This is a genomic window from Virgibacillus phasianinus (genome assembly GCF_002216775.1).
Lineage (GTDB): Bacteria > Bacillota > Bacilli > Bacillales > Amphibacillaceae > Virgibacillus_F > Virgibacillus_F phasianinus.
Genome location: NZ_CP022315.1, coordinates 2,336,060 through 2,356,535 on the forward strand (window position 1 = coordinate 2,336,060; position 20,476 = coordinate 2,356,535).

General features: G+C 39.4%; 19 protein-coding genes. 17 read left to right on the plus strand and 2 right to left on the minus strand.

Annotated features, from left to right (window positions below; genetic code table 11):
- Window positions 1-5 precede the first annotated feature (5 nt).
- From CFK37_RS11175 to CFK37_RS11225, 11 genes are all read left to right on the plus strand, one after another.
- Complete coding sequence (locus CFK37_RS11175; protein ID WP_089061925.1) at window positions 6-980, plus strand: N-acetylglucosamine kinase; 975 nt, start codon at window positions 6-8, stop codon at window positions 978-980.
- Window positions 981-986: 6 nt separating this feature from the next.
- Window positions 987-1,880 (plus strand): MurR/RpiR family transcriptional regulator, encoded by an 894-nt coding sequence (locus CFK37_RS11180; protein ID WP_089061926.1) that lies wholly within the window; start codon window positions 987-989, stop codon window positions 1,878-1,880.
- A 180-nt stretch (window positions 1,881-2,060) separates the two neighbouring features.
- On the plus strand, window positions 2,061-2,984 hold the full coding sequence (murQ, locus tag CFK37_RS11185; RefSeq protein WP_089061927.1) for an N-acetylmuramic acid 6-phosphate etherase: 924 nt from the start codon (window positions 2,061-2,063) through the stop codon (window positions 2,982-2,984).
- Window positions 2,985-3,090: 106 nt separating this feature from the next.
- The gene (locus CFK37_RS11190) at window positions 3,091-4,389 is read left to right on the plus strand and encodes an ABC transporter substrate-binding protein (RefSeq protein WP_089063635.1); all 1,299 of its coding nucleotides are present in this window, start codon (window positions 3,091-3,093) and stop codon (window positions 4,387-4,389) included.
- A gap of 94 nt (window positions 4,390-4,483) precedes the next feature.
- A complete protein-coding gene (locus CFK37_RS11195) occupies window positions 4,484-5,377 on the plus strand; it encodes a carbohydrate ABC transporter permease (protein WP_089061928.1) in 894 nt (297 codons plus the stop codon).
- A gap of 10 nt (window positions 5,378-5,387) precedes the next feature.
- The gene (locus CFK37_RS11200) at window positions 5,388-6,230 is read left to right on the plus strand and encodes a carbohydrate ABC transporter permease (protein ID WP_089061929.1); all 843 of its coding nucleotides are present in this window, start codon (window positions 5,388-5,390) and stop codon (window positions 6,228-6,230) included.
- A gap of 443 nt (window positions 6,231-6,673) precedes the next feature.
- Window positions 6,674-7,453, plus strand: coding sequence for an enoyl-ACP reductase FabI (gene fabI, locus CFK37_RS11205; protein ID WP_089061930.1), 780 nt, complete (start codon window positions 6,674-6,676; stop codon window positions 7,451-7,453).
- Window positions 7,454-7,659: 206 nt separating this feature from the next.
- Entirely contained in the window at window positions 7,660-7,755 is a 96-nt protein-coding gene (locus CFK37_RS11210) for a putative holin-like toxin (RefSeq protein ID WP_089061931.1), read from the plus strand.
- 673 nt (window positions 7,756-8,428) lie between these two features.
- Window positions 8,429-9,946, plus strand: a complete 1,518-nt coding sequence (gene putP / locus CFK37_RS11215; RefSeq protein WP_089061932.1) for a sodium/proline symporter PutP — start codon at window positions 8,429-8,431, stop codon at window positions 9,944-9,946.
- A gap of 166 nt (window positions 9,947-10,112) precedes the next feature.
- Window positions 10,113-11,063 (plus strand): agmatinase family protein, encoded by a 951-nt coding sequence (locus CFK37_RS11220; RefSeq protein ID WP_089061933.1) that lies wholly within the window; start codon window positions 10,113-10,115, stop codon window positions 11,061-11,063.
- 227 nt (window positions 11,064-11,290) lie between these two features.
- On the plus strand, window positions 11,291-11,635 hold the full coding sequence (locus tag CFK37_RS11225) for an SCP2 sterol-binding domain-containing protein (protein ID WP_089061934.1): 345 nt from the start codon (window positions 11,291-11,293) through the stop codon (window positions 11,633-11,635).
- Between the two features lie 399 nt (window positions 11,636-12,034).
- On the opposite strand, the gene CFK37_RS11230 is transcribed toward CFK37_RS11225, so the two are convergent.
- The gene (locus CFK37_RS11230) at window positions 12,035-13,537 is read right to left on the minus strand and encodes a response regulator transcription factor (protein ID WP_089061935.1); all 1,503 of its coding nucleotides are present in this window, start codon (window positions 13,535-13,537) and stop codon (window positions 12,035-12,037) included.
- Window positions 13,538-13,943: 406 nt separating this feature from the next.
- Between CFK37_RS11230 and CFK37_RS11235 the strand changes: the two genes are divergently transcribed.
- The 4 genes from CFK37_RS11235 to CFK37_RS11250 are packed head-to-tail and all read left to right on the plus strand — an operon-like array spanning window position 13,944 to window position 16,940.
- Window positions 13,944-14,141: a hypothetical protein gene (locus CFK37_RS11235; RefSeq protein WP_089061936.1), complete on the plus strand. Its 198-nt coding sequence runs from the start codon at window positions 13,944-13,946 to the stop codon at window positions 14,139-14,141.
- 10 nt (window positions 14,142-14,151) lie between these two features.
- Window positions 14,152-14,775: a DUF6230 family protein gene (locus tag CFK37_RS11240; RefSeq protein ID WP_245837212.1), complete on the plus strand. Its 624-nt coding sequence runs from the start codon at window positions 14,152-14,154 to the stop codon at window positions 14,773-14,775.
- A gap of 26 nt (window positions 14,776-14,801) precedes the next feature.
- On the plus strand, window positions 14,802-15,317 hold the full coding sequence (locus CFK37_RS11245; RefSeq protein ID WP_216639609.1) for a DUF6114 domain-containing protein: 516 nt from the start codon (window positions 14,802-14,804) through the stop codon (window positions 15,315-15,317).
- Window positions 15,318-15,365: 48 nt separating this feature from the next.
- Entirely contained in the window at window positions 15,366-16,940 is a 1,575-nt protein-coding gene (locus tag CFK37_RS11250; protein ID WP_089061937.1) for a hypothetical protein, read from the plus strand.
- Between the two features lie 50 nt (window positions 16,941-16,990).
- On the opposite strand, the gene CFK37_RS11255 is transcribed toward CFK37_RS11250, so the two are convergent.
- Window positions 16,991-17,680: an aspartate/glutamate racemase family protein gene (locus CFK37_RS11255; RefSeq protein WP_089061938.1), complete on the minus strand. Its 690-nt coding sequence runs from the start codon at window positions 17,678-17,680 to the stop codon at window positions 16,991-16,993.
- 357 nt (window positions 17,681-18,037) lie between these two features.
- Here CFK37_RS11255 and CFK37_RS11260 point away from each other — a divergent pair, with 357 nt between their 5' ends.
- Both CFK37_RS11260 and CFK37_RS11265 read left to right on the plus strand, forming a co-directional pair.
- Complete coding sequence (locus CFK37_RS11260; RefSeq protein WP_245837213.1) at window positions 18,038-19,252, plus strand: CynX/NimT family MFS transporter; 1,215 nt, start codon at window positions 18,038-18,040, stop codon at window positions 19,250-19,252.
- A 31-nt stretch (window positions 19,253-19,283) separates the two neighbouring features.
- The gene (locus CFK37_RS11265) at window positions 19,284-20,471 is read left to right on the plus strand and encodes an MFS transporter (protein WP_425445386.1); all 1,188 of its coding nucleotides are present in this window, start codon (window positions 19,284-19,286) and stop codon (window positions 20,469-20,471) included.
- Window positions 20,472-20,476 lie beyond the last annotated feature (5 nt).

Genomic DNA, 20,476 nt, shown 5'->3' on the forward strand with positions numbered 1-20,476 from the left:
GCCCGTTGAAATACGTAATCGGAATTGATGGTGGGGGCACGAAAACGCATGGTTTATTAGCTGATGAAAATGGTGTTATACTGGCAAGTTCGGAACGTGGTCCCACGAATCCAAATGTTATTCATAGAACTGTGCTTAGTAAAACGTTAGGTCACCTGTTACAGGATTTAAAACAACAGGTAAATGATTTGTTTGACCAAAAAACCTATATTTTTGCAGGTATAGCTGGCGCGGGTGAAGCGAGTAATCAACAAGAATTTAAACAAATCCTAATAGAATTATTACCCGACACAGTTTACGTTGACGTGTATCCGGATTCAATAAATGCGCTTTATTCTGGCACATTTGGAGAACCGGGAATTGTTCAAATTTCCGGAACAGGCTCAATTACATATGGAATAAATAATGAACTGAAACATGGCAGGGTTGGTGGCTGGGGTTATTTATTTGGTGATGAAGGCAGTGGCTTTGACCTAGGGAAACAGGGAATTACTGCTTCATTGAAGGCTTACGATGGACGGGACAGGGATACATTACTGCTTGAAATGCTTTATAACCAGTTTCACGTAACAAGCGGTCATGAACTGATTCGTGAAATCTATTCTGCTCCTATGCCCAAGGATAAAATTGCTCCTGTTAGTCAGGTGGTTTTTCAAGCATACAAACAAAATGACAGAGTTGCGCAAGCTATTGTCGAAAATACTGTCAATGAATTGAAGGTGAATATCCTTACACTGTACAAAAAATTATTTCATCATAATGAACGAGCAAAGCTAGTGCTCTGTGGCGGGGTTTTTACCGACAAAACTATTCTCCCTACATTAATAGAGAAGGAATTAGCAGATCATCCGCTGTCCGTTGTCATTCCTGAAGTGCCACCAGCAGGGGGATCACTAATCGGTGCCTATTTATCGATGAATCGCCATATAGATGAAGAACTAATAGAAAATATTAAAGAAATTTATAGAAAGAGCAGGTGATTGCACGTGTCGCATAGTAAAGGTGGATTGGTAATATTAAACGAAATGGTGAACAATTTGCCGCCATCCGAAAGAAAAATTGCTCAGTATATCGTAAGTAATCCTGAAGAAGCAATTCATTTAACTGCCATGGCTTTAGGTGAAAAAAGCAACACGAGCAGTGCAGCAGTTATAAGGTTATGTAAATCATTGGGTTTTAAGGGGTTCCAGGAGTTGAAAATTCGAGTTACTGGTGATTTGCAGGATCAAGTGGTTAAAGGATATCGGGATATTCAACAGAATGAGGAATATATGGATATTATCGATAAGGTTACTGCAAACACAATCCAAACTTTAAAGGAAACAGTCGATATTATGGATGGTAAAAACCTCAAAAAGGCCGTTACAACCTTATCAGAGTCAAAGTCTATCCTGTTTATTGGAGTTGGTGCCTCACACATTGCGGCTAAAGATGCTGAACAAAAGTTTCAGCGCATCGGTAAAGAGACGCAGGCATTGTCAGATGTACATACAGCGGCTACCCTAATCGCCAACAAGGATCCAAGGGATGTAGTAGTTGGTATTTCCTTTTCAGGGGAAACACTTGAAGTTGTAAAATTGCTGGAGCTTGCTAAACAGAAAAACACGAAAACGATAAGCATTACAAAATACGGCAATACACCACTATCAAATTTTGCGGATATTCAATTATTTACATCTGCTGCAAGGGAAGCAACGTTTAGAAGCGGTGCAACATCATCCCGGATTGCTCAACTGCATGTTATCGATATTTTATTTATGTGCCTAGCGTCTGAGGAGTATGATAAAACAGTGAAGCATTTAGACGAAACTAGGGATGCCATCCTATTTTTGCGGGAAGATCCGACTAAAAAAAATAAACGTTCTGACCCAGATGATTAGAGAATATAATAACTAATGAAGGTTTTTTGTACGTGGTGAAATATTATTACTGGATTTGCAACGTTTTGTTGACAAAATAATTCAACGCCATTATAATGAAGCCACCTTCTAAAAATTAAGACTATTAGCAACTATTTTTAAAAGCGTTTTATTTTTATCTTTAAGTAAGGAGATATGCCAATGAACTTATCTGCTTTAACTACCGAACAGCGGAATAAAAACAGTTTGACGCTTGACCAAATGTCAACGCTGGATATTTTAAAAACAATTAACCGGGAAGATAAAAATGTTGCGGAAGCAGTTGAGCAGGTTTTGCCGAAAATTGAACTTGCGATTGAACATATTTATAGCTCTTTATCCAATGGTGGCAGATTGTTTTATGTTGGCGCAGGAACCAGTGGAAGACTTGGTGTCGTTGATGCATCGGAATGCCCGCCAACATTTATGACCCCACCTGAAATGGTACAGACAATCATGGCGGGAGGAAACGGGGCATTCATAAATGCCATTGAAGGATCGGAAGATGATGAAGATCAAGGGGCAGCAGATTTAAAAGAAAAAGAACTTACTAGAAAAGATGTAGTATTGGGAATCACGGCCAGTGGACGAACACCATATCCAATAGGTGCTTTAAAATTCGCTCGCCAGGTCGGCGCCTATACAGTAGGTCTTTCCTGTAATGACAAGTCATTGATCAGCAAACATGCTGACTGTGAAATCGAGGTAATAGTAGGTCCGGAAGTTCTCACCGGTTCAACGAGAATGAAAGCAGCGACTGCTCATAAGATGATCCTCAATATGATTAGTACAACAACCATGGTCAAACTGGGAAAGGTCTATGAAAATTTAATGGTCGATGTTCATGCCAGTAATTATAAACTGCTGGAACGGGCAAAACATACATTGATGGAGGTTACCGGAGTATCTTATAAGAGAGCTGAAACCGTACTTGAGCAAACCAATAATCGGGTTAAACCTGCAATCGTTATGCTAGAAGGTGATGTCGACTATACAATGGCCCAATATGCTATTGAACAAAGTGGTGGTTACGTTAGAAAAGCGATTGACTATGTTAATAAAAACAAACCTAATTCTTTGCAGTGACATTAATAGTTTCATTAACTGTTAATGTGTTTCATATAATCTATTAACATAAAAGGGGGAGAACAGTTTGAAAAAGTTTTTTAAGGGTCCAGGTTTGTTAGTGTTGATGGCCTTTCTTATGCTTGCCTTTGCAGTTGGCTGTAATAATGAAGAGCAGAGTGACAGTGATGGTGAATCAAAGGCAAAGAGCAGCGATGGAGAAGTCTCCGGTACACTTGAAATTCAGTATTTTGTTGGTGGATACGGGGATGCCTGGTGGAAGGAAGTAATCAAAGGTTTTAAAGAAAAGTATCCAGATGTTGAGGTCAAGGAACAAGCTGGTCCGAACATAAACGAGGAAATGAAAACACGCTGGATTTCAGGCAATCCACCAGATGTTGTTTACATTGACGGGGCAGGTTCAAGTGAAACACAAATGGTGGAAGACGGACAATTAATGGATCTTACTGATTGGGTTAAGACAATTAAGCTTGAAGACGGTACACCGCTAATGGACAGTTTCATTGTGCCGCCAAGTGACTTCGATGGGAAAATATATAGTTTGCCACTCGTTTTTGATACATGGGGAACATGGTATGACAAGAAAATGTTCGAAGAGGGCGGTTATGAAGTACCGACGGACTTTGAAAGCTGGATGAAGTCTATGGGTGAAATCAAAGACAAGGAAGGAATTGCACCATTTACGACAACTGGCCAATATCCATATTATTTCTTAAGAGGTGTATTGTACCCAGCATTTGCATCTGCAGGCGGGGATGAATTATTAGCTTCAGTAATAAATGGTGAAGAAGGTGCATGGACTAGTGAACCTGTTATGAACGTTATGAAAAAGGTCCAAAAAATGCAGGAAGCGGGATATATCGATCCTGGCTTTGCAGCGCTAAGCCACACCCAGTCGCAAATGAACTTTATTCTTGGGAAAAATGCTTATATCCCTGTAGGTTTCTGGCTGCCAAATGAAATGGCTAAGGACGTTCCTGAAGACTTTGAATTTGGATTTATTCCTTCACCAATGAACGAAAAAGGAGAACCTATGGTAGTTGTTCCGGATTTACGCCCGTTAGCAATAGCTAAGGAAGCGAAAAATCCAGAAGCAGCAAAGGCTTTTGTAGAATTTGCATATCAAAAGGAATATGCCTCTAAATTTGCTGAGTTAACCGGTGCATTGATGAATATGAAAGGTGTAGACATTGCAAGCAACGAGAATGTCCCGGCCTATTTGAAGGACGCAAATAAAATGATTAATGATCCTGAAAAAGTCGAAATTCATCATAAGCCACATCCAATGAGTGCTGATTTGGAAACACCGATTAGTGATGCATTAGTTGCCCTGATGCTTGGTGAAATTGATGCAGAAGAATTTTGTAAAAAGGCGGAGGCTGCAGCAGCAGACTACCGGGATTAACGGGAAATAATTAGTTAACTGGAAAAACAGGGATGTAAGGGCAGGTTCCTGCCTTTACATCCTTTTCTAACTTTTAATAGAAAGAGGGACGCGAATGGTTCAGTCCAAAAGTAAAAAAATGATGTTCCTCCTTTTTTGCCTGCTCCCTACATTAGTAGTCTTTGGGATTTTTACGATTTATCCTTTACTGAATGGCCTTTATTTATCTTTCTTTGAATGGTCCGGAGCCGGGGGAGAGAAGGAGTTTATCGGTTTAGAGAATTACATGACACTGTTTAGTGATCCAATCATACCTAAGACCATTTGGCATGATTATTTTCTTGTGTTTGCCAAAGTGCTTGGAATTATGGTATTGGCCACTTACTTTGCTGTAGCTATCACACAGCTTAGACTAAAGGAATCTCCTTTTTACCGAATCATTTTCTTTTTTCCAAATATCATGTCCGTCGTTGTTATTGGTATATTATGGACATTTATTTTCAATCCTGATTTAGGTTTAATAAATTCTGGATTAAAGGCTATTGGCTTGGAGAGTTGGACGAGGCCGTGGCTTGGGGATATTGACTTTGCACTGTCCGCTTTAGTGCTGCCATCCGTATGGGCAGGCATCGGATTATTTATGCTTTTATTGATGGGTGGAATCGCAAATGTGCCAAAAAGTATGTATGAGGCTGCTGATATTGATGGAGCAAGCAGCTGGCAGCAATTTTGGCGAATAACTGTCCCGCTTGTTTGGCCGCAAATTAAAACATCAATCTTATACATTGTAATTACAACATTAAATGGTTCCTTTATTATTGTGCAGGTCATGACAAGAGGTGGCCCAAACAATGCAACACAAGTAATGGGATCTTATCTTTATCAGGAGGCTTTCACCGAATATAACTTTGGATATGGGGCTACGATCGGTGTAATGATTTTGATCTTATCTCTGGCTACAGTACTTGTATTACAATTCCTGTTAAGACGAGATAAGGTTGAATACTAGGAGGAATAGTATGACACAGAAAATAAGTAAGCTATTAATGAAAAGCGTTATTCGAATTCCGTTAATTGTCTGGTCATTGATAGTTTTATATCCGATTATTTGGATGTTCCTGGGAGCGTTTAAATCAAATGGCGAAATTTTTGCTTCACCATGGGGTCTGCCAGAGACGTTTAATTTTGGCAATTTTATCACAGCGTGGACAGACTACAATATCGGTTCTAGTTTTTTAAATAGTTTACTCGTGACGGTGTTAGGAACGGTATTATGTTTAGTGTTTGCTATACCAACCTCTTATGCCATTGAACGGATTAAATTTCGTTCCAGCAAAATTTTATTTAATACGTACCTATCAGCAATGATGATTCCAATGGTACTTGGATGGATCCCATTGTTTTTCCTTTTATTAAAGTTCAATATGCTGGATAACTTATGGGCTTTATCCCTTATCTATGCAGTTACGCAAATTCCTTTCAGTATATTTATTTTAACAAGCTTTATGAGTGGTATCCCAAGGGAATTGGAGGAGGCAGCCGCTATTGATGGTATGTCACAATATGGTATTCTTTTAAAAGTAGTTACACCATTAATGACAACAGGAATCATCACGGTATCAATCATGAATGCGGTAACGTTCTGGAATGAGTATTTTATGGCATTGATTTTCCTGCAAACGGACGGGAATTATACACTTGGATTAGCAATGGATTTAATGAACAGAGAGGCACAATACACGAACGCCTGGGGAGCGTTATTTGCAGGTTTATCGATTGCGATTATTCCTGTAATGATTATCTATGCAATCTTCCAGCGCTGGATTGTTAAAGGAATGATGGAGGGTGCGCTTAAAGGATAAAATAAGAAGAAGAGACGGCGCTGGCGCGCATGCCTCTTTTTCTTTTTAAAAGGCTATTTTCGCTTAGATTGTTGCTAATGTATCCTCGTAGTTGATAAAAACTGCGACGTAACTTTATATGAGTATTAATCCACCGCTGCGGGAAAACACTTTCCGTGGGAAGCTGATGAGCCTCCTTGCCCCGGCAAGGGGTATGCCGACGTTGCCCGCAAAGGGCGGTTTTAGTTAGCCCTTATTATCTACGCACTCCGGGGTCTCATCGAGGCTTCTGCTTCCACAGGACAAGGAATGTTTCCTAGAGATACATCGCACGCAGAAAAAGTGGGTTTCTTTTTCAAGGAGTCGGCTTAACATAGCACGGAAGTTTCACTTTACCTCAAAATATATTACAATAAAGTTATACATACGTGCATGGACATGCAGTAAATAATGGAGGTACACATATGAACGGATTAATGGATGGAAAAAATATTGTTGTTATGGGTGTGGCAAACAACCGAAGTATCGCCTGGGGGATAGCGAAGTCTCTGCATAATGCAGGAGCAAACCTGATTTTCACTAATCGTCAAGAGCGTTCGAAAAAGAAGTTGGAGAAGCTTTTAAATGAAAATGATATACACGATTCTCTTTTGGTATCGTGTGATGTCGCTGATGATGAAAGTATCAAAGCAGCATTTGAAGAAATTGGTGAACATGTTGGAGTTATTCACGGAGTTGTCCATTCAGTTGCATTTGCGGATCGTGATGACTTAAATGGTGACTTTATCAACACCTCACGAAATGGTTATTTATTAGCTCAGGATATTAGTTCGTATTCACTTGTCGCTGTTACAAGGGAAGCCCGTAAACTAATGACGGAGGGCGGCGGCATTGTAACACAAACATATTTAGGCGCTGAACGAGTCGTCAAAAATTATAATGTGATGGGGGTAGCAAAAGCTGCGCTTGAGGCCAGTGTACGCTACTTAGCCGAGGATGTCGGCCCTGCTGGAATTCGTGTGAATGCAGTTTCAGCGGGACCTGTTCGAACATTATCTGCAAAAGGTGTTTCCGGCTTTAATGATAAATTATCAGTTATCGAGGAAAAAGCACCGCTGCGCCGACATATTGATCATGATCAAGTTGGCGACGCAACATTATTTTTACTTAGTGAAATGGCGCGAGGGATCACAGGAGAAGTACTTCATGTTGATTCCGGCTTTCATATTGTTGCTGGTTCATAAAAACACTTAAAAACGGTATGCGAAATTGGCATACCGTTTTGTTGTGATTCAAAAGGCCTAGCAAAAATTTGTGCTTAGATTACGATACAAACATTTGTTCGCATATATGTGGTTTATATGCCATTTATTGTGCTATACTAACAATTAGATAAGGTTCTTTTAGGTTTGGTCGGCTAGCCCTAGTTTTGAAAAAGGGGGTGAAGCCTTTGAGCATTTTTGAAGTGTTTATGATTATGTTTGCGTTTGGCACGTTTATTATAGGGTTGTTGACGCTTATTGAAAAAATGATCAATAAAAAATAGACCTCCCTATTAACCCTTGGAACAGTTGATTGGGAGAGGTCTATTCAGATTGGATAGCTGATCCCCTGGGGGAACGCTTATCATTTAGACCACAGTTGCAACTGTGGTCTAAATATTATATGCACATTTCTACCTATAGTATACCACAAATTCGCTAAATGAAAAGAATTATACCCCATAACTCCTTCTTTATAGTTATTTTATCCTGGTTTTGCATCTGCACAATAACAAAAACCGCCTATTTCCTGGGAAATACTACAATTCCCAATTATCTAGAACTATATTCCCGGATTCACCATATAGCAATAAAAGATAATTCATTCTCATATTATTCATTTTCCTAGTTGGCGCACCGTTAACAATCGGTTAGCGGCATTTTTAGTGTTTTGCTAAGGAATATTTTCCGCACTTATATAATAGGCTCAACCATAAGGCCTGTATAAAAGAAAACGGGGGGTTGGTAATTCGACAAAATAGTCTGGCATATTATTTTATATAATTTTCTGTATTTGATATGCTATTTAGTACAATAGTAATATTTAAAAAACTGTGGGAGGTAGAAAGTATGGACTCATTACCATTTGTTTCTTGGTTTTGGCTTTATGTTCCGATAACAGCCTTAATGGTTATTGGAGTGATTACTTTTTTAATCGAAAGGGGTCGTGATTAACAAATGGAAGCCATTATTACCTTTTCTATTTATTGTATCGGTATGTTAATCATTGGTTTGTGGACATATAGTAAAACAAGTTCGCTTTCTGATTATATACTTGGCGGAAGAAGTTTAAATCCATGGGTTGCTGCATTATCTGCACAGGCGAGTGACTTTAGTGGTTGGTTATTACTAGGTCTGCCTGGTGCTGTCTATGCTTCAGGAATTAATGGCATGTGGATTGGCGTAGGACTTGCGGTCGGTGCTTATTTAAATTGGCAATTTATCGCAAAACGCTTGCGCAGGTACACGGAAGTTTCACGGGATTCTGTAACATTGCCGGAGTTCTTTGAAAATCGTTTCCGTGATAAGAGTCATTCACTGCGCGTGGTTTCAGCCCTATTTATTCTTATTTTTTATATGATTTATGTTGCTTCTGGTCTTGTTGCCAGTGGTAAATTATTCGTTTCTATTTTTGATGGTATGAGTTTCTCATCAGGATTATGGATAGGAGCAATCGTTGTTATCGCTTATACATTCTTGGGTGGGTTTCTTGCGGCAAGCTACACCGACTTTATTCAAGGATCACTTATGTTTCTGGCATTGATTATCGCCCCGGTATACGTGATTTGGGGCAAACTTGGCGGCTTATCGGGATTATGGGAAAAGCTCTCGTCCATTAATCCGGATTTATTGTATGCAACAAGCAGTGTTACATCAGATTTTGGGAATGGTGTTTACTGGCAAAGTGCAGGGACAGCCGGGTTTATAGCAATTATTTCCTTGTTAGCGTGGGGGCTAGGGTACCCTGGCCAGCCACATATCGTTGCTCGTTTTATGGGAATCCGCAGCACAAAAGATGTTCCAAAAGCAAAAATGATTGCAATGATCTGGATTGGGATCTCTTTATGGGGAGCAATTTTTGTCGCACTGGCAGGGATTGTTTTCTTCGGAAGCGAAACGCCGCTAGCTGATCCAGAACAGGTATTCATTCAGCTTATTCCTGCAGTATTTGACCCATGGACAGCTGGTTTCTTATTAGCAGCAGTATTAGCGGCCATTATGAGTACAATGGATTCGCAGTTAGTCGTTGCTTGCAGTGCATTGGCAGAAGACTTTTATAAGCCGTTTTTCCGTAAGAAAGCTTCAGGAAAAGAATTGGTTTGGGTAGGCCGTATTGCAACGGTGGTAATTGCAGGTATTGCACTAGCAATCGCATTTTCCGGCAGTCAGAGTGTGCTGGGTATTGTAGCATACGCATGGGCTGGTTTCGGCTCTGTATTCGGACCACCAGTTATCTTTGCTCTTTGGTGGAGAAGAACAACAAGCCTTGGAGTCTTGCTTGGTATGATTGTTGGGGGGGTAACTGTTATCCTGTGGGAAATCTATCCTTCGATTGCAACAGCTTTAGGTGTAGGTGGCTTGTATTCTCTTGTACCAGGTTTCGTCCTTGCATGTCTTGTGATTTGGATAGTAAGCATGCTAGGTAAAGTACATCCAGAGGTGGAAGAGGAATTTAATCAGGCAGTCGCGGAGTAGTTAGTTTATTTCACATACCCATTGGTCATTTACGGCCAATGGGTATTTTTGAATAGAAAATAACGCAGTCTGCATCTTTATGGAACTTGCAAAAAAATTGTAACGAATTGTGTTTTTTGCGACAATAAGGATAGAATAAAGATTATATATGTGGGAGTGATCGTAAATGGGTCAGGAAATGATTTATGGAAATACACCATGTTTTTTGGATGGAAAAAAGGTAAATCTTAATGATGAAAGCACAAGCGACCGCGATGTTCTTATCTACGGTGTACCATGGGAAGGATCCGTCACATGGGGTGATTATACCGGCTGTGAACTTGGACCAAAAGTAATCCGCCTGAATTCAGCCCGCTATTCTGGATATTTACCTGAGTTAAACCATATTGACGTAAAGGAACATTATTTATTTGGCGATTTAGGCGACGTTGATGTGGTTCCAGCTGATACGCAGGAAACAATGCGCCGGATTGAAAACTTTGCCAGCAAGGTATGGAAAACCGATAAGTTTCCAGTTGCATTTGGCGGAGATCACGGTATAACATATCCTATTGTAAAAGCGTTAAGTGAAGAAATAGAGGGTCAAGTCGGTATTATCCACCTGGATGCCCATTATGATAATCACCCGGATTATGAGGGAGATTTATATGCTAGAAGTACACCATTCCACCGGATTTATGAGAGTGAGAGTGTCCGGAATGAAAGCATAGTGCATATGGGAATACATGGCCCAAGGAATAAACCCGAAACAGGAAAGTATGCGGATGAAGTTGGGGCAACCACAATTTCATCACGCGAAATTAGACAATCAAAGAATTTGGTTGAATTGGCCCGAGATGCCTACAGTATTGCAAGTAAAGGAACAGAAGCAGTTTACTTAAGTATTTGCAGTGATGTATTGGATTTTGCCTTTAATCCTGGTGGACCTGTTGACGGCAACGGATTAACATCCTATGAATTAGTAGAGCTGGTGCACGAGTTTGCTAAGCTGGGAATTCGCGGAATGGATTATGTGGAGGTATATCCACAGCAAGATACAAATGATAATTCATCACATTTTGTATCAACAGTAGTGTTATACGCGTTGGCCGGCAGAATATTAAACCAGCATAAATAAAAGCAATAAGGACAGGACAGCCTTGTAAAGATAAGGCTGTCTTGTTTTTTGAAAGCACTGGCCTGTCGATTAATAGAAGGGGGTCAATATTAGCATACATACAAAGTTCGGGATACTAATTACTCGACAGGTAAAATCTCGACGTAATACGGGCTATAATTCATTTGCTTCTAAATGTATTATTTGAATGTTCTTAAATAAAAAAGGATTTACAGGGAGGAAATAGGATGGCAGAGGTAAAGCAAATTTTTCATGGGATTGACAAAGCATTAAAAGAGAAACCTAGTCGTACAAAAGGTGTGGAAGCTATCTACCAATTTGACCTGGATGGGAATGAGGGTGGAACATATCAGCTCATTCTTAAAAGTGATGGTGGTTATTCGGTTGAGGGGGAGCAGGAAACGCCGGATTGTACGTTGAAAATGAGAACTAATGACTTCGAAAAGCTTGCGAACGGGCAATTAAATGGAACCCAGGCATTTATGACTGGGCGCCTTAAAGTTAAAGGGAATGTGGGACTAGCTTTAAAGCTGCAAGGAATTCTTTCGGCATATAACACTGCAAATCAATAAAATAGTTATCGAGGAGAATGCATAGTGCTGGAAGTACGCCCTTGGTTGAATTAAGTGTACTCATATCAATCACCGTTTTCAGTTCAGTGCCTCTAGTCTATGTCCTATTGCGGCGTACTCCAGAGTCTGTACGTTGCTAAACAGGCACTCTAAGCTTTTCTTAACTGATCAGAAAGTATAAATGAAAATATGTCTAGCTCCAGCGCCCAGAAGCTGCCTCATAAGCAATGGACACTACGAACGCTAAACCACGGTCCCTTGCTTATGCGTCCGCTTCTAAACGGGGCGCCCTGAGCTTTTCTTAACTGTAAAGAATGTATTTCCATATTTCTTTCTGCATAAGTGCAACTAAGGCATTCACCAAAGGCCCGGCGTACGCTAAGTTTTCTAATGTTGTGTTTAAATTTGTCCATCGCGTATTGCTCTGGCAACCGCTTCTGTCCGGTTTTTTGCTTCCATCTTTTGCATGATGGCAGATATATAATCCCGTACAGTATATTCACTCAAATTAAGGGAATTCGCAGCTTCACTTGTTGATGCACCTTCCGCCATTAACTTGAGAACCTCGATTTCACGCGGTGAAAAATGGATAGCTTCTGTTTTTGACTGCTTTGGATTTTCTATATGATATTTCTGCAAAATTTCGCCAGCACTTTGTCCGAACTTAATGAGGGCGGAAAACGTGTCTTGGGAAATCTTGAATTCTTTTCCAGCTCCCTGATCAAGTATAGCGGCACCTAGCAGCTTATGAGCGGATGTAAAGATGGGGGCAATGACCACTGATTGTAATTCAAATTGTTTAATGTATTGTTCCGGAAATCCTAAAGAAGCGTCCTTTACATAAACCGGCTGCAGGTAGTTCATGTTTTGGGCGAAAACTTGCAGGATTTGCAAGCTGTCCTGAATGACAGGCAAATTTCCGATTTCTTCCGTTATACTTTGAATTGCTTTATTATTAAGGCGATGTCCAAATAACCCAACACCAATCTGGTCATTCATCGAATAGGAAAAAAGCGCACAGCGCTCAAATGGTAAGTAATTGACAAATCCTTCTGTAATATTTTCGCAGGCTTCGTTGAATGTTTGGGAGCGCATAATATTTTCATTAAACATGATAACTGAATCTTTCCATTGTTGTTCTTCCTTCGTTGCTATTAGTGATTCCTTTCCGTTTTGAAAGACTTGCAATGCATAGGTAATGAACGGAATAGAGTGACTGGCATTCTCGCGAAGTGTGCAGATTAATAGTGTCCCATTTTCATAAGGAATTGGCAGGACGGTGTAGTTTTCCTGCTTTTCCTTGGGCATTTCCCCAAGTAATAGTTCCGATAGGTTATATATGCTATCTGCTGTCTTTTCATCGTTTTCAAGAAACAGGGACTGACTTAGATTATTAAACCATTGTTCAACAAAAAATTTATCATTTCGCTTAGTCAAAATGGCTGCCCATTCAATTGGAAGCTGATTGGAGGATACTAGATTCTTAAGGAAGGACCCGATTGTAAATTGTTCATAATTAGGCTGGGTTAAGATATATTCACTCAACATTGAAAATAAATACTGAATTGCCTGGTAATCCTGATGGGATTGTAGCTTTTTCGATTGAATTACTTTATGTACAGCATTTTCCAACAGGTTAATGACAAATTGATTGGTTTGTAATGAATCCGGAATTTTCCCCTTCAAGGAAACCTCCATAGATTCATTGATAGTCAGATTAAATAAATGCTCCGAAAAGAAATCAATTGTCATTTTAGTGCTCCTGCCCGACTTTTTTTCTGCTTTTTGGAGTTGGACCAGAATCCTGTCCCATTCATTTAGGATAGGTTGTTTATATAATTTTACAAGTTCAAGACCATTACAAAACATGAGATGCATCTGCCGATTTAATGTAAGGGACATGACTATTCCCCTCCTTACTTTACGTTAGTGAACCGGATTTGAAAAAGAACAGTCTGTGATTAGAAAATTTAGATTATACGGCTAACATTTAATTCATTATAGTATTTTTAGTGTTGTAGTACAATAAAAAAACCGGGTTTGTTGTTACCCATTTGTTAAACCATCCTACTTTTTTAGGGGGGAGGATCATCACTGTTTATTGAGAGGGTACCGGATCTTTATATTTTTCAATCGGGATTAGTTGGCCATGGGAAATCCGTTGAACTAAACGGGACCATACCAGTGAATAACTAGCAGCAATAAATAACCTATATTTGTCGGGTTTTATTTTCACCGTATTTATTCTACAATTAACTTAGGAACTTTCATTCAATTCAGTAAAATGTAATATAAAGGAACAGGATTTATGGGCTTTCTTAGGGGAACGAAAGATCTTTATGTTAAGTTTGATAAATTAAAGGGTAAAGAGTTTAAACTGATTCTGAAAGTCAGGTTAAAATGTAAACGCTGTCAAAAAGTGACTGGCGGTAAAATGCCTGGAATAAGGAATGATCATGGTCATTCAAAAGGGGAAAAATTGCCAAGTACAGTTGGGAAAGCGTAAGACGTGTGTGATGGAAAAAAATTATATAGAGGTGATTATGTTGGAGAGAGAAACAAATTTAACAATAGGGAAAACAATAAAGAAAAAGTTTATAATTGCTTTTTTAACCGGATTTTTAGCTCTAGGCGGGCTTCTTGCAGTGTTTGGTTTTTCCGGAACCGCATTTGCTTTGCCGCTTGGAGGAATTGGCGACTTCTATGTTGAGTTTGATGAATTGAATGGAACCGGATTTAAATTGATGCCACATATGGGTGAGACAGGAAATTCTGATGCAGAGCCGATGGTGCGAAATGTAATTGATGAAGTGGAGATTACTAATTTGCACATCTATAAAGATATTAAAATGCCTACTGGTCAATGGGTTCGCTTCCATATCAGAGCTAATGGCAAAACAACAATCAGCGGCTTGATTCAGGATGCCCGCTTAATTGATGCCGATTTAAGTTTTAATAAACTGGCGATTAAGGAGAAAAACACTGATGACTATACAAAAAATTGGTCACAAAATGCTGATTCAATCACGATTAAAGATGCCACATTGGTAACAGATTATCTATTCCAGCAAGCAGTTAGCTTACAAGGGGCTAAAATATCAGTTGAAAAAATTGATAAGCCAAAAACCACTCGTAAATAAAACCTCAAGCGAAAGAGGGATGTTTGATGAATAAAAGAGAAGCATGGGCACTTAAAAGGACAGAAAAAAAAGAAGAAAAGTTACAGCGTAAATATATGAAACTATCGAAAGCTGGTAGGTTTAAACGATGGAGAAACCGCCGGCCGTTTTGGGGAGCTACGTTAACTGTATTAGCTGCGCTTGTGATTTTATATATTCCAATACATTTATACGCGATTGCCTTTATTCCTGGCAGTCTTGTATTTGTAGGATTTTTATTTGGCGGCTTACTATTAATTGTCGGAAGTTTTGCGTATGTATACCCACAGTTTTCTACAGTTTTTGGTGTTATTTCGATATTTTTATCGGTATTGTCTGTGATGGGAGCATTGGGCGGCTTTATAGTTGGCAGTATTCTCGGGATTATTGCCGGTTCGCTTTGCATTGGCTGGGAGAGAAGAGAGGTAGTGTACCAAAAAAACCAACAGCGCAAACAGGGCGGAGGTTTGAAAAAAGTACAATCATCTGATAAGGAAAAGCAAGCACAAGCTGCCCAAGCATAAGTCATAACGCACGCAATTGAAATAGAACAATAGTTTAGGAGAATTCATATGAAAAACAAACGAAAATTTAATAAGGCTTTATCACTTAGTTTGATTTTCATGCTTTTTTGCGGATTTTTACCATCCTTTGTTGGAGCAGATTCAGTGCAGGCGAAGGAGAATAATGGAAATGGCGGAGGCTTTATTATTGAAACGGAAAAGGTCGAGGGGACAATAAATCTGTTACAGGCCTTGGAAGGGAAAGTTGAAATTGGTGAAGGCAAAATATATGGATTAATGATTACAAAGGTATTAAATAGGGAGAAGGGGCAAGAACCCTTAGTTATTAAAATAAAGTCCCCCGGTCCGATACCTGTCAAAAATCTAAAAGCAAAGACGGTAGGTGGAACGCTTCCTAATATTGGCGGGTTATGCGTACCGAATAAGGTTGGCTGGTTATGTCTATCAAATGTCTCCATGACTGTAACCGAACAAACTGTAGATGAAATCAGTCTGCCCAATGCGACGGTAGAAACATGCTTGATGAGTGAATGTGGACGTGTAGCAAAAGACAATTCCATGAGTAAAAAGGAAATGGAACGTATGTTAAAGAAAATAGAAAAAGAGGAAGCATCGCTTAGTGAAACTGAAGATGGGATAACTGAAGATGAAAAACAATTGAACCAGCTGAATCAATTACTGGCTCAGGCAACGGAAACTCATAAGAAAATAGAAAAAGACAATCGGGCTGTTAAGCTACAGGAAGCCATCAGGTCTGTTTCAAAATTATTAACAGAACCAAAAAGCTCAGAATTAGATCAGATAACAAATTTGACAAAGATTATAGCTGATGAATATGAATCAATGAATGACGCACTTGTTGCATTTTTAGATGAATTAAATCAAATTTTTGAGCTGCAGCAATCATTAGAAAAAAGTATTTCCGCTAAGAAAAAGACAATAGAGGATGTTGACAATAAAGAACAGAAAATGAATAAGAAACAACAGGCTGAAATCTATTCCTCATTGTTAAAGGGAGAAGAAATAACGAAAGACCAAGATCATAAGAACATAAAGGAAGATCTAAAGAAAAAACTTGGTAAATTTACTGACGAAATGAAATCTATCAAAGAGGAAGCTGATGATTTAAGGGAAAAAGAGCAAACAATCATTGACAAGATGAAAACATTGAAAGAAAGCATGAAGGATTTAAAAACCAAGGTTAATACATTAGATAAGGAAAATGCCAACTATTCGGCAGGTTTTGTTGAAACATTAACTGATTATTTAAAAGAAATTCAGGTAGAGGAAAATGTGAAAGAATCAGCAGAAAAAAATTCAAATGAACAAGCAGAAGGGAAGGCGGAGGAATCAAAGACAGGGAAAGGAGAAACAGAAAAGGAATCTGATGAAGCGCAGAAGGCACCTGATAAGGATAAAGGAAATAATAAAGCAGAGGAAAATACTAGTAGTAATTCCGAAGAAAGCAAAAATGATTCTCAGAAGGGGACGGAAAGCGAAGCAAATCATGATGACTCCACTGAGAAGGATAAAGGAACTGAAGGTGATACTGAACAGAAGTCTACAAATGATGGCGATTTAATCATGGACACATTAGATGGTTTGATTGACATACTGCCATAAAGAAGCATATGAATGAATGAAGGCTGCCTATCGTTGGGCAGTCTTCTTAATTATTTAAGTGCAAATTCAACAGCTTTTGATACATGTATGTCCAAGGTATTGTAGATCGGCAATGAACTATCTGCTTGTTTAATAATCAATGGGATCTCCGTGCAACCAAGCACAATCGCCTTAGCTCCTGCTAATCGCAATTCCTCAATCATTGCCTGAATTGTTTCTTTGGAGTTCTGTTGAAAACTCCCTTGACATAACTCCTCAAAAATAATTCGGTTTAATTCTTTCCGCGCCATCTCTTCAGGTGTAACAACCTGGATTCCGCGGATAACCAGTTTATCATAGTAAAAATCACCCTCCATTGTGTAGCGCGTTCCAAGTAATCCGATTTTAGAAATTTTATCCTTTAATATCGCCTCCGCAGTTGCATCCCCAATATGAATAAGTGGTACGTTAAGCACCTCTTTTACTTTATCTGCAACTTTATGCATGGTATTCGTACAAATAACAATACAATCAGCACCAGCAAATTCCAACTTTTTTGCGATATTGCATAACATGTCTGATGCTTTTTCCCATTGACCATTTCGCTGTAACTTTTCTACCTCATCGAAATTTACACTATACAAAATGCATTCAGCGGAAACTAGACCGCCAACCAGATTGCCGACTTTCTGATTAATTTGTCGATAATATTCTACTGACGATCCCCAACTCATACCACCAACAAGCCCGATTGTTTTCAAATGTATACCCTCCTATTCTTTTATTTTAGACCTGCTGATGAGAAAGGTCTATTGGAAGCCTTTGAAAAAGGCCCTTTTCGTATAGATTGTTGTTATCGCCGTAGTTGATAGATTTAGTTGTTAAAAACAACAATCTTTAAAAATAGCGTTTTAACACTTTAAGAAAGCATAAATCTTTATCGGTATAAAGTATAAAAAAATCTAAGGCTTTCGCCATTAGTTCTTGGCGACAAGCCAAGATTTTCTAAAACGATTTACAATAGCACACCAATCATTTTATGATGTTCATTACCTTGGGCTGTGATATATTAGGGGGTAGTTATTTTTCACATTTATGGGTTAAGGGATGTCGAATGAATGGGTGAACAAATTAGTAGGATGAAAAAGGATTCAACGAGATTCTATCGGGTATTGTTGGTTATTGGTATCATATTTGTGGCATTTAATCTTCGGCCAGCCATTACATCAGTTGGACCTGTAATCGGGATAATTCGTGATGATATTGGCTTATCAAACTGGAGTGTCGGCCTGTTAACAAGTTTACCGCTGATTGCTTTTGCGTGTATGTCGCCGCTAGCTCCAAGACTTGGAAATCGGTATAGTAATGAACGGACATTATTAATGGGACTTATTTTATTATTTATTGGTTTAATGATCCGTTCCGCTTCAGTGTTGATTCTACTCTTTGCCGGAACCATTTTTATTGGTCTTGGCATTGCCATTTGTAATGTACTATTGCCGGGTGTTATCAAGGAAAAGTTTCCTGCCAAAGTTGCATTAATGACAAGTTTGTATTCAACAGCAATGGGAATCTTTGCCGCGACAGCATCGGGGCTGAGTGTACCTTTAGCTCACAGTGCAAACTGGGGGTGGCAGCTTGCATTATTATTTTGGACAATACCCGCTGTCATCGGAATCATTATTTGGGTCTATTTGACCAACCAAAGAAAAACAGAACAGTCTGTTGAGATGAAGTTTGTACAGCCGGCTAATAATCAGATGTGGCGTTCTAGTGTCGCGTGGCAGGTTGCTTGTTATATGGGTTTACAATCGTTTTTGTTTTATGTAACTGTCTCCTGGCTTCCTGAAATTCTACATGATTATGGTGTCAGTATGGCAACTGCTGGATGGATGCTTTCTTTTACTCAATTTATTGGTTTGCCGGCGAGCTTTTTTGTTCCCGTGATTGCAAATAAATTTAAATCACAAAGTCTAATTGTGGTTGTACTAACTTCTTTCGCCATTTGCGGGTACAGCGGCCTGCTGTTTGGCGAATCGTATGCGATTATGATTGTCAGTATCATCTGTATAGGTATTGCTCTCAGCGGCAGTTTCAGCCTTGCCTTGGCTTTTTTAGGTATGCGTGCACGATCTGCCAGACAGGCTGCAGAACTTTCCGGAATGGCACAGGCACTTGGCTACACACTGGCAGCGGTTGGGCCAATGTTTATTGGATTTTTATTTGATATTACCCACGCATGGTCAGTCCCGTTGATTACATTGATTGGTGTCGCGGTCTTGGTGGCAATTTTCGGGTTCGGGGCAGGACGGAACAGGTTTGTAATGGATTAGTTCCAGGAAAATAAGAAATTATTGATTGATGGTGAGTTCTATGCAATATACAATAAAAGACTTTTATTTTTGGAAAATAACAATGTGTTTGGCATTAGCATCCTTCTTTGTTTTTGCCAGTATGTATGCTGTTCAACCGCTGCTTCCGGTATTTGTTAAACAATTTGGTGTTGCGGTTTCTACGTCCAGCCTATCGATATCATTAACTATTATTGGATTAATTATTGGGTTAATCGTGTTAGGGTTTCTTTCTGACCGGAATGGGCGAACGTTTTATATTAAATTCGCATTGGTCGGATCGATTATTCCATTTCTCCTAATACCATTAACAGACTCTTTTTTCATCCTTCTCTTATTACGGTTTATACAAGGATTTGCATTGGCAGGTCTGCCGGCAGCATCGATTGCGTATATCAGTGAGGAGATTGACCGAAGAAGTGCAAGTGTTGCTGTAGCATTGTATATTTCAAGCAATGCCCTCGGCGGGATGATGGGACGAGTCGTAACTGGTTATATAACCGATCATTATGCATGGGAAACTGCCTTTTACTTCCTCGCCGTTGTGGGTGTTGTTGTTTTAATAGCTGTATTTTTGACGTTACCGAAATCAAACCGGTTTGAGGCAACCAACCTTTCTTTCTCGCGGGACATTGAGGCGTTTTTATTTCATTTAAAAAATCCTAGGCTGCTATTAGTGTTTGGTCTTGGTATTGTTCTGCAATTTTCATTTACTGGTCTTTGGACATATTTACCCTTTTATCTGGATGGTCCACCATTTTCCCTTTCTTTACAAGCTATTTCCTATACCTTTTTTGCTTATGGGTTAGGGGTAGTGGGATCACCTTTTGCGGGATGGCTTGCGGGTAAGTTTGGGCTGCGAATCGTAAGAATATGTGGTGTGATCACATTTGGTACAGGTATATTCTTAACGTTAAGTGATTCATTAGTAATGCTGGTTATTGGATTATGTGTTGGCTGCCTGGGATTCTTTACAGCCCACTCTCTATCAGCGGCATCAGTCAGTGAGCAGGCGACACATCATAAAGGCAGTGCGTCAAGTTTATATCTTGTGTCCTATTATGTTGGCGTTGCGCTTGGCAGCACAGCAGTTGGTCCCTTATATGGCGCAGCAGGCTGGTTGGGCCTGGTGCTGTTCGCAGGTTTACTTCCAATTATTTATATTATTTTTGTAACTGTCTTAACAAAGCGATGGGCTTAATGCCC

Excerpts from the sequence above, each read along its gene's own strand:
- murQ (WP_089061927.1), top strand. The coding sequence starts at position 2,061 with ATGAACTTATCTGCTTTAACTACCGAACAGCGGAATAAAAACAGTTTG.
- CFK37_RS11190 (WP_089063635.1), top strand. The coding sequence starts at position 3,091 with ATGGCCTTTCTTATGCTTGCCTTTGCAGTTGGCTGTAATAATGAAGAG.
- CFK37_RS11195 (WP_089061928.1), top strand. The coding sequence starts at position 4,484 with ATGGTTCAGTCCAAAAGTAAAAAAATGATGTTCCTCCTTTTTTGCCTG.
- CFK37_RS11200 (WP_089061929.1), top strand. The coding sequence starts at position 5,388 with ATGACACAGAAAATAAGTAAGCTATTAATGAAAAGCGTTATTCGAATT.
- fabI (WP_089061930.1), top strand. The coding sequence starts at position 6,674 with ATGAACGGATTAATGGATGGAAAAAATATTGTTGTTATGGGTGTGGCA.
- putP (WP_089061932.1), top strand. The coding sequence starts at position 8,429 with ATGGAAGCCATTATTACCTTTTCTATTTATTGTATCGGTATGTTAATC.
- CFK37_RS11220 (WP_089061933.1), top strand. The coding sequence starts at position 10,113 with ATGGGTCAGGAAATGATTTATGGAAATACACCATGTTTTTTGGATGGA.
- CFK37_RS11225 (WP_089061934.1), top strand. The coding sequence starts at position 11,291 with ATGGCAGAGGTAAAGCAAATTTTTCATGGGATTGACAAAGCATTAAAA.
- CFK37_RS11230 (WP_089061935.1), bottom strand. The coding sequence starts at position 13,537 with ATGTCCCTTACATTAAATCGGCAGATGCATCTCATGTTTTGTAATGGT.
- CFK37_RS11235 (WP_089061936.1), top strand. The coding sequence starts at position 13,944 with ATGGGCTTTCTTAGGGGAACGAAAGATCTTTATGTTAAGTTTGATAAA.
- CFK37_RS11240 (WP_245837212.1), top strand. The coding sequence starts at position 14,152 with ATGGAAAAAAATTATATAGAGGTGATTATGTTGGAGAGAGAAACAAAT.
- CFK37_RS11245 (WP_216639609.1), top strand. The coding sequence starts at position 14,802 with ATGAATAAAAGAGAAGCATGGGCACTTAAAAGGACAGAAAAAAAAGAA.
- CFK37_RS11250 (WP_089061937.1), top strand. The coding sequence starts at position 15,366 with ATGAAAAACAAACGAAAATTTAATAAGGCTTTATCACTTAGTTTGATT.
- CFK37_RS11260 (WP_245837213.1), top strand. The coding sequence starts at position 18,038 with ATGGGTGAACAAATTAGTAGGATGAAAAAGGATTCAACGAGATTCTAT.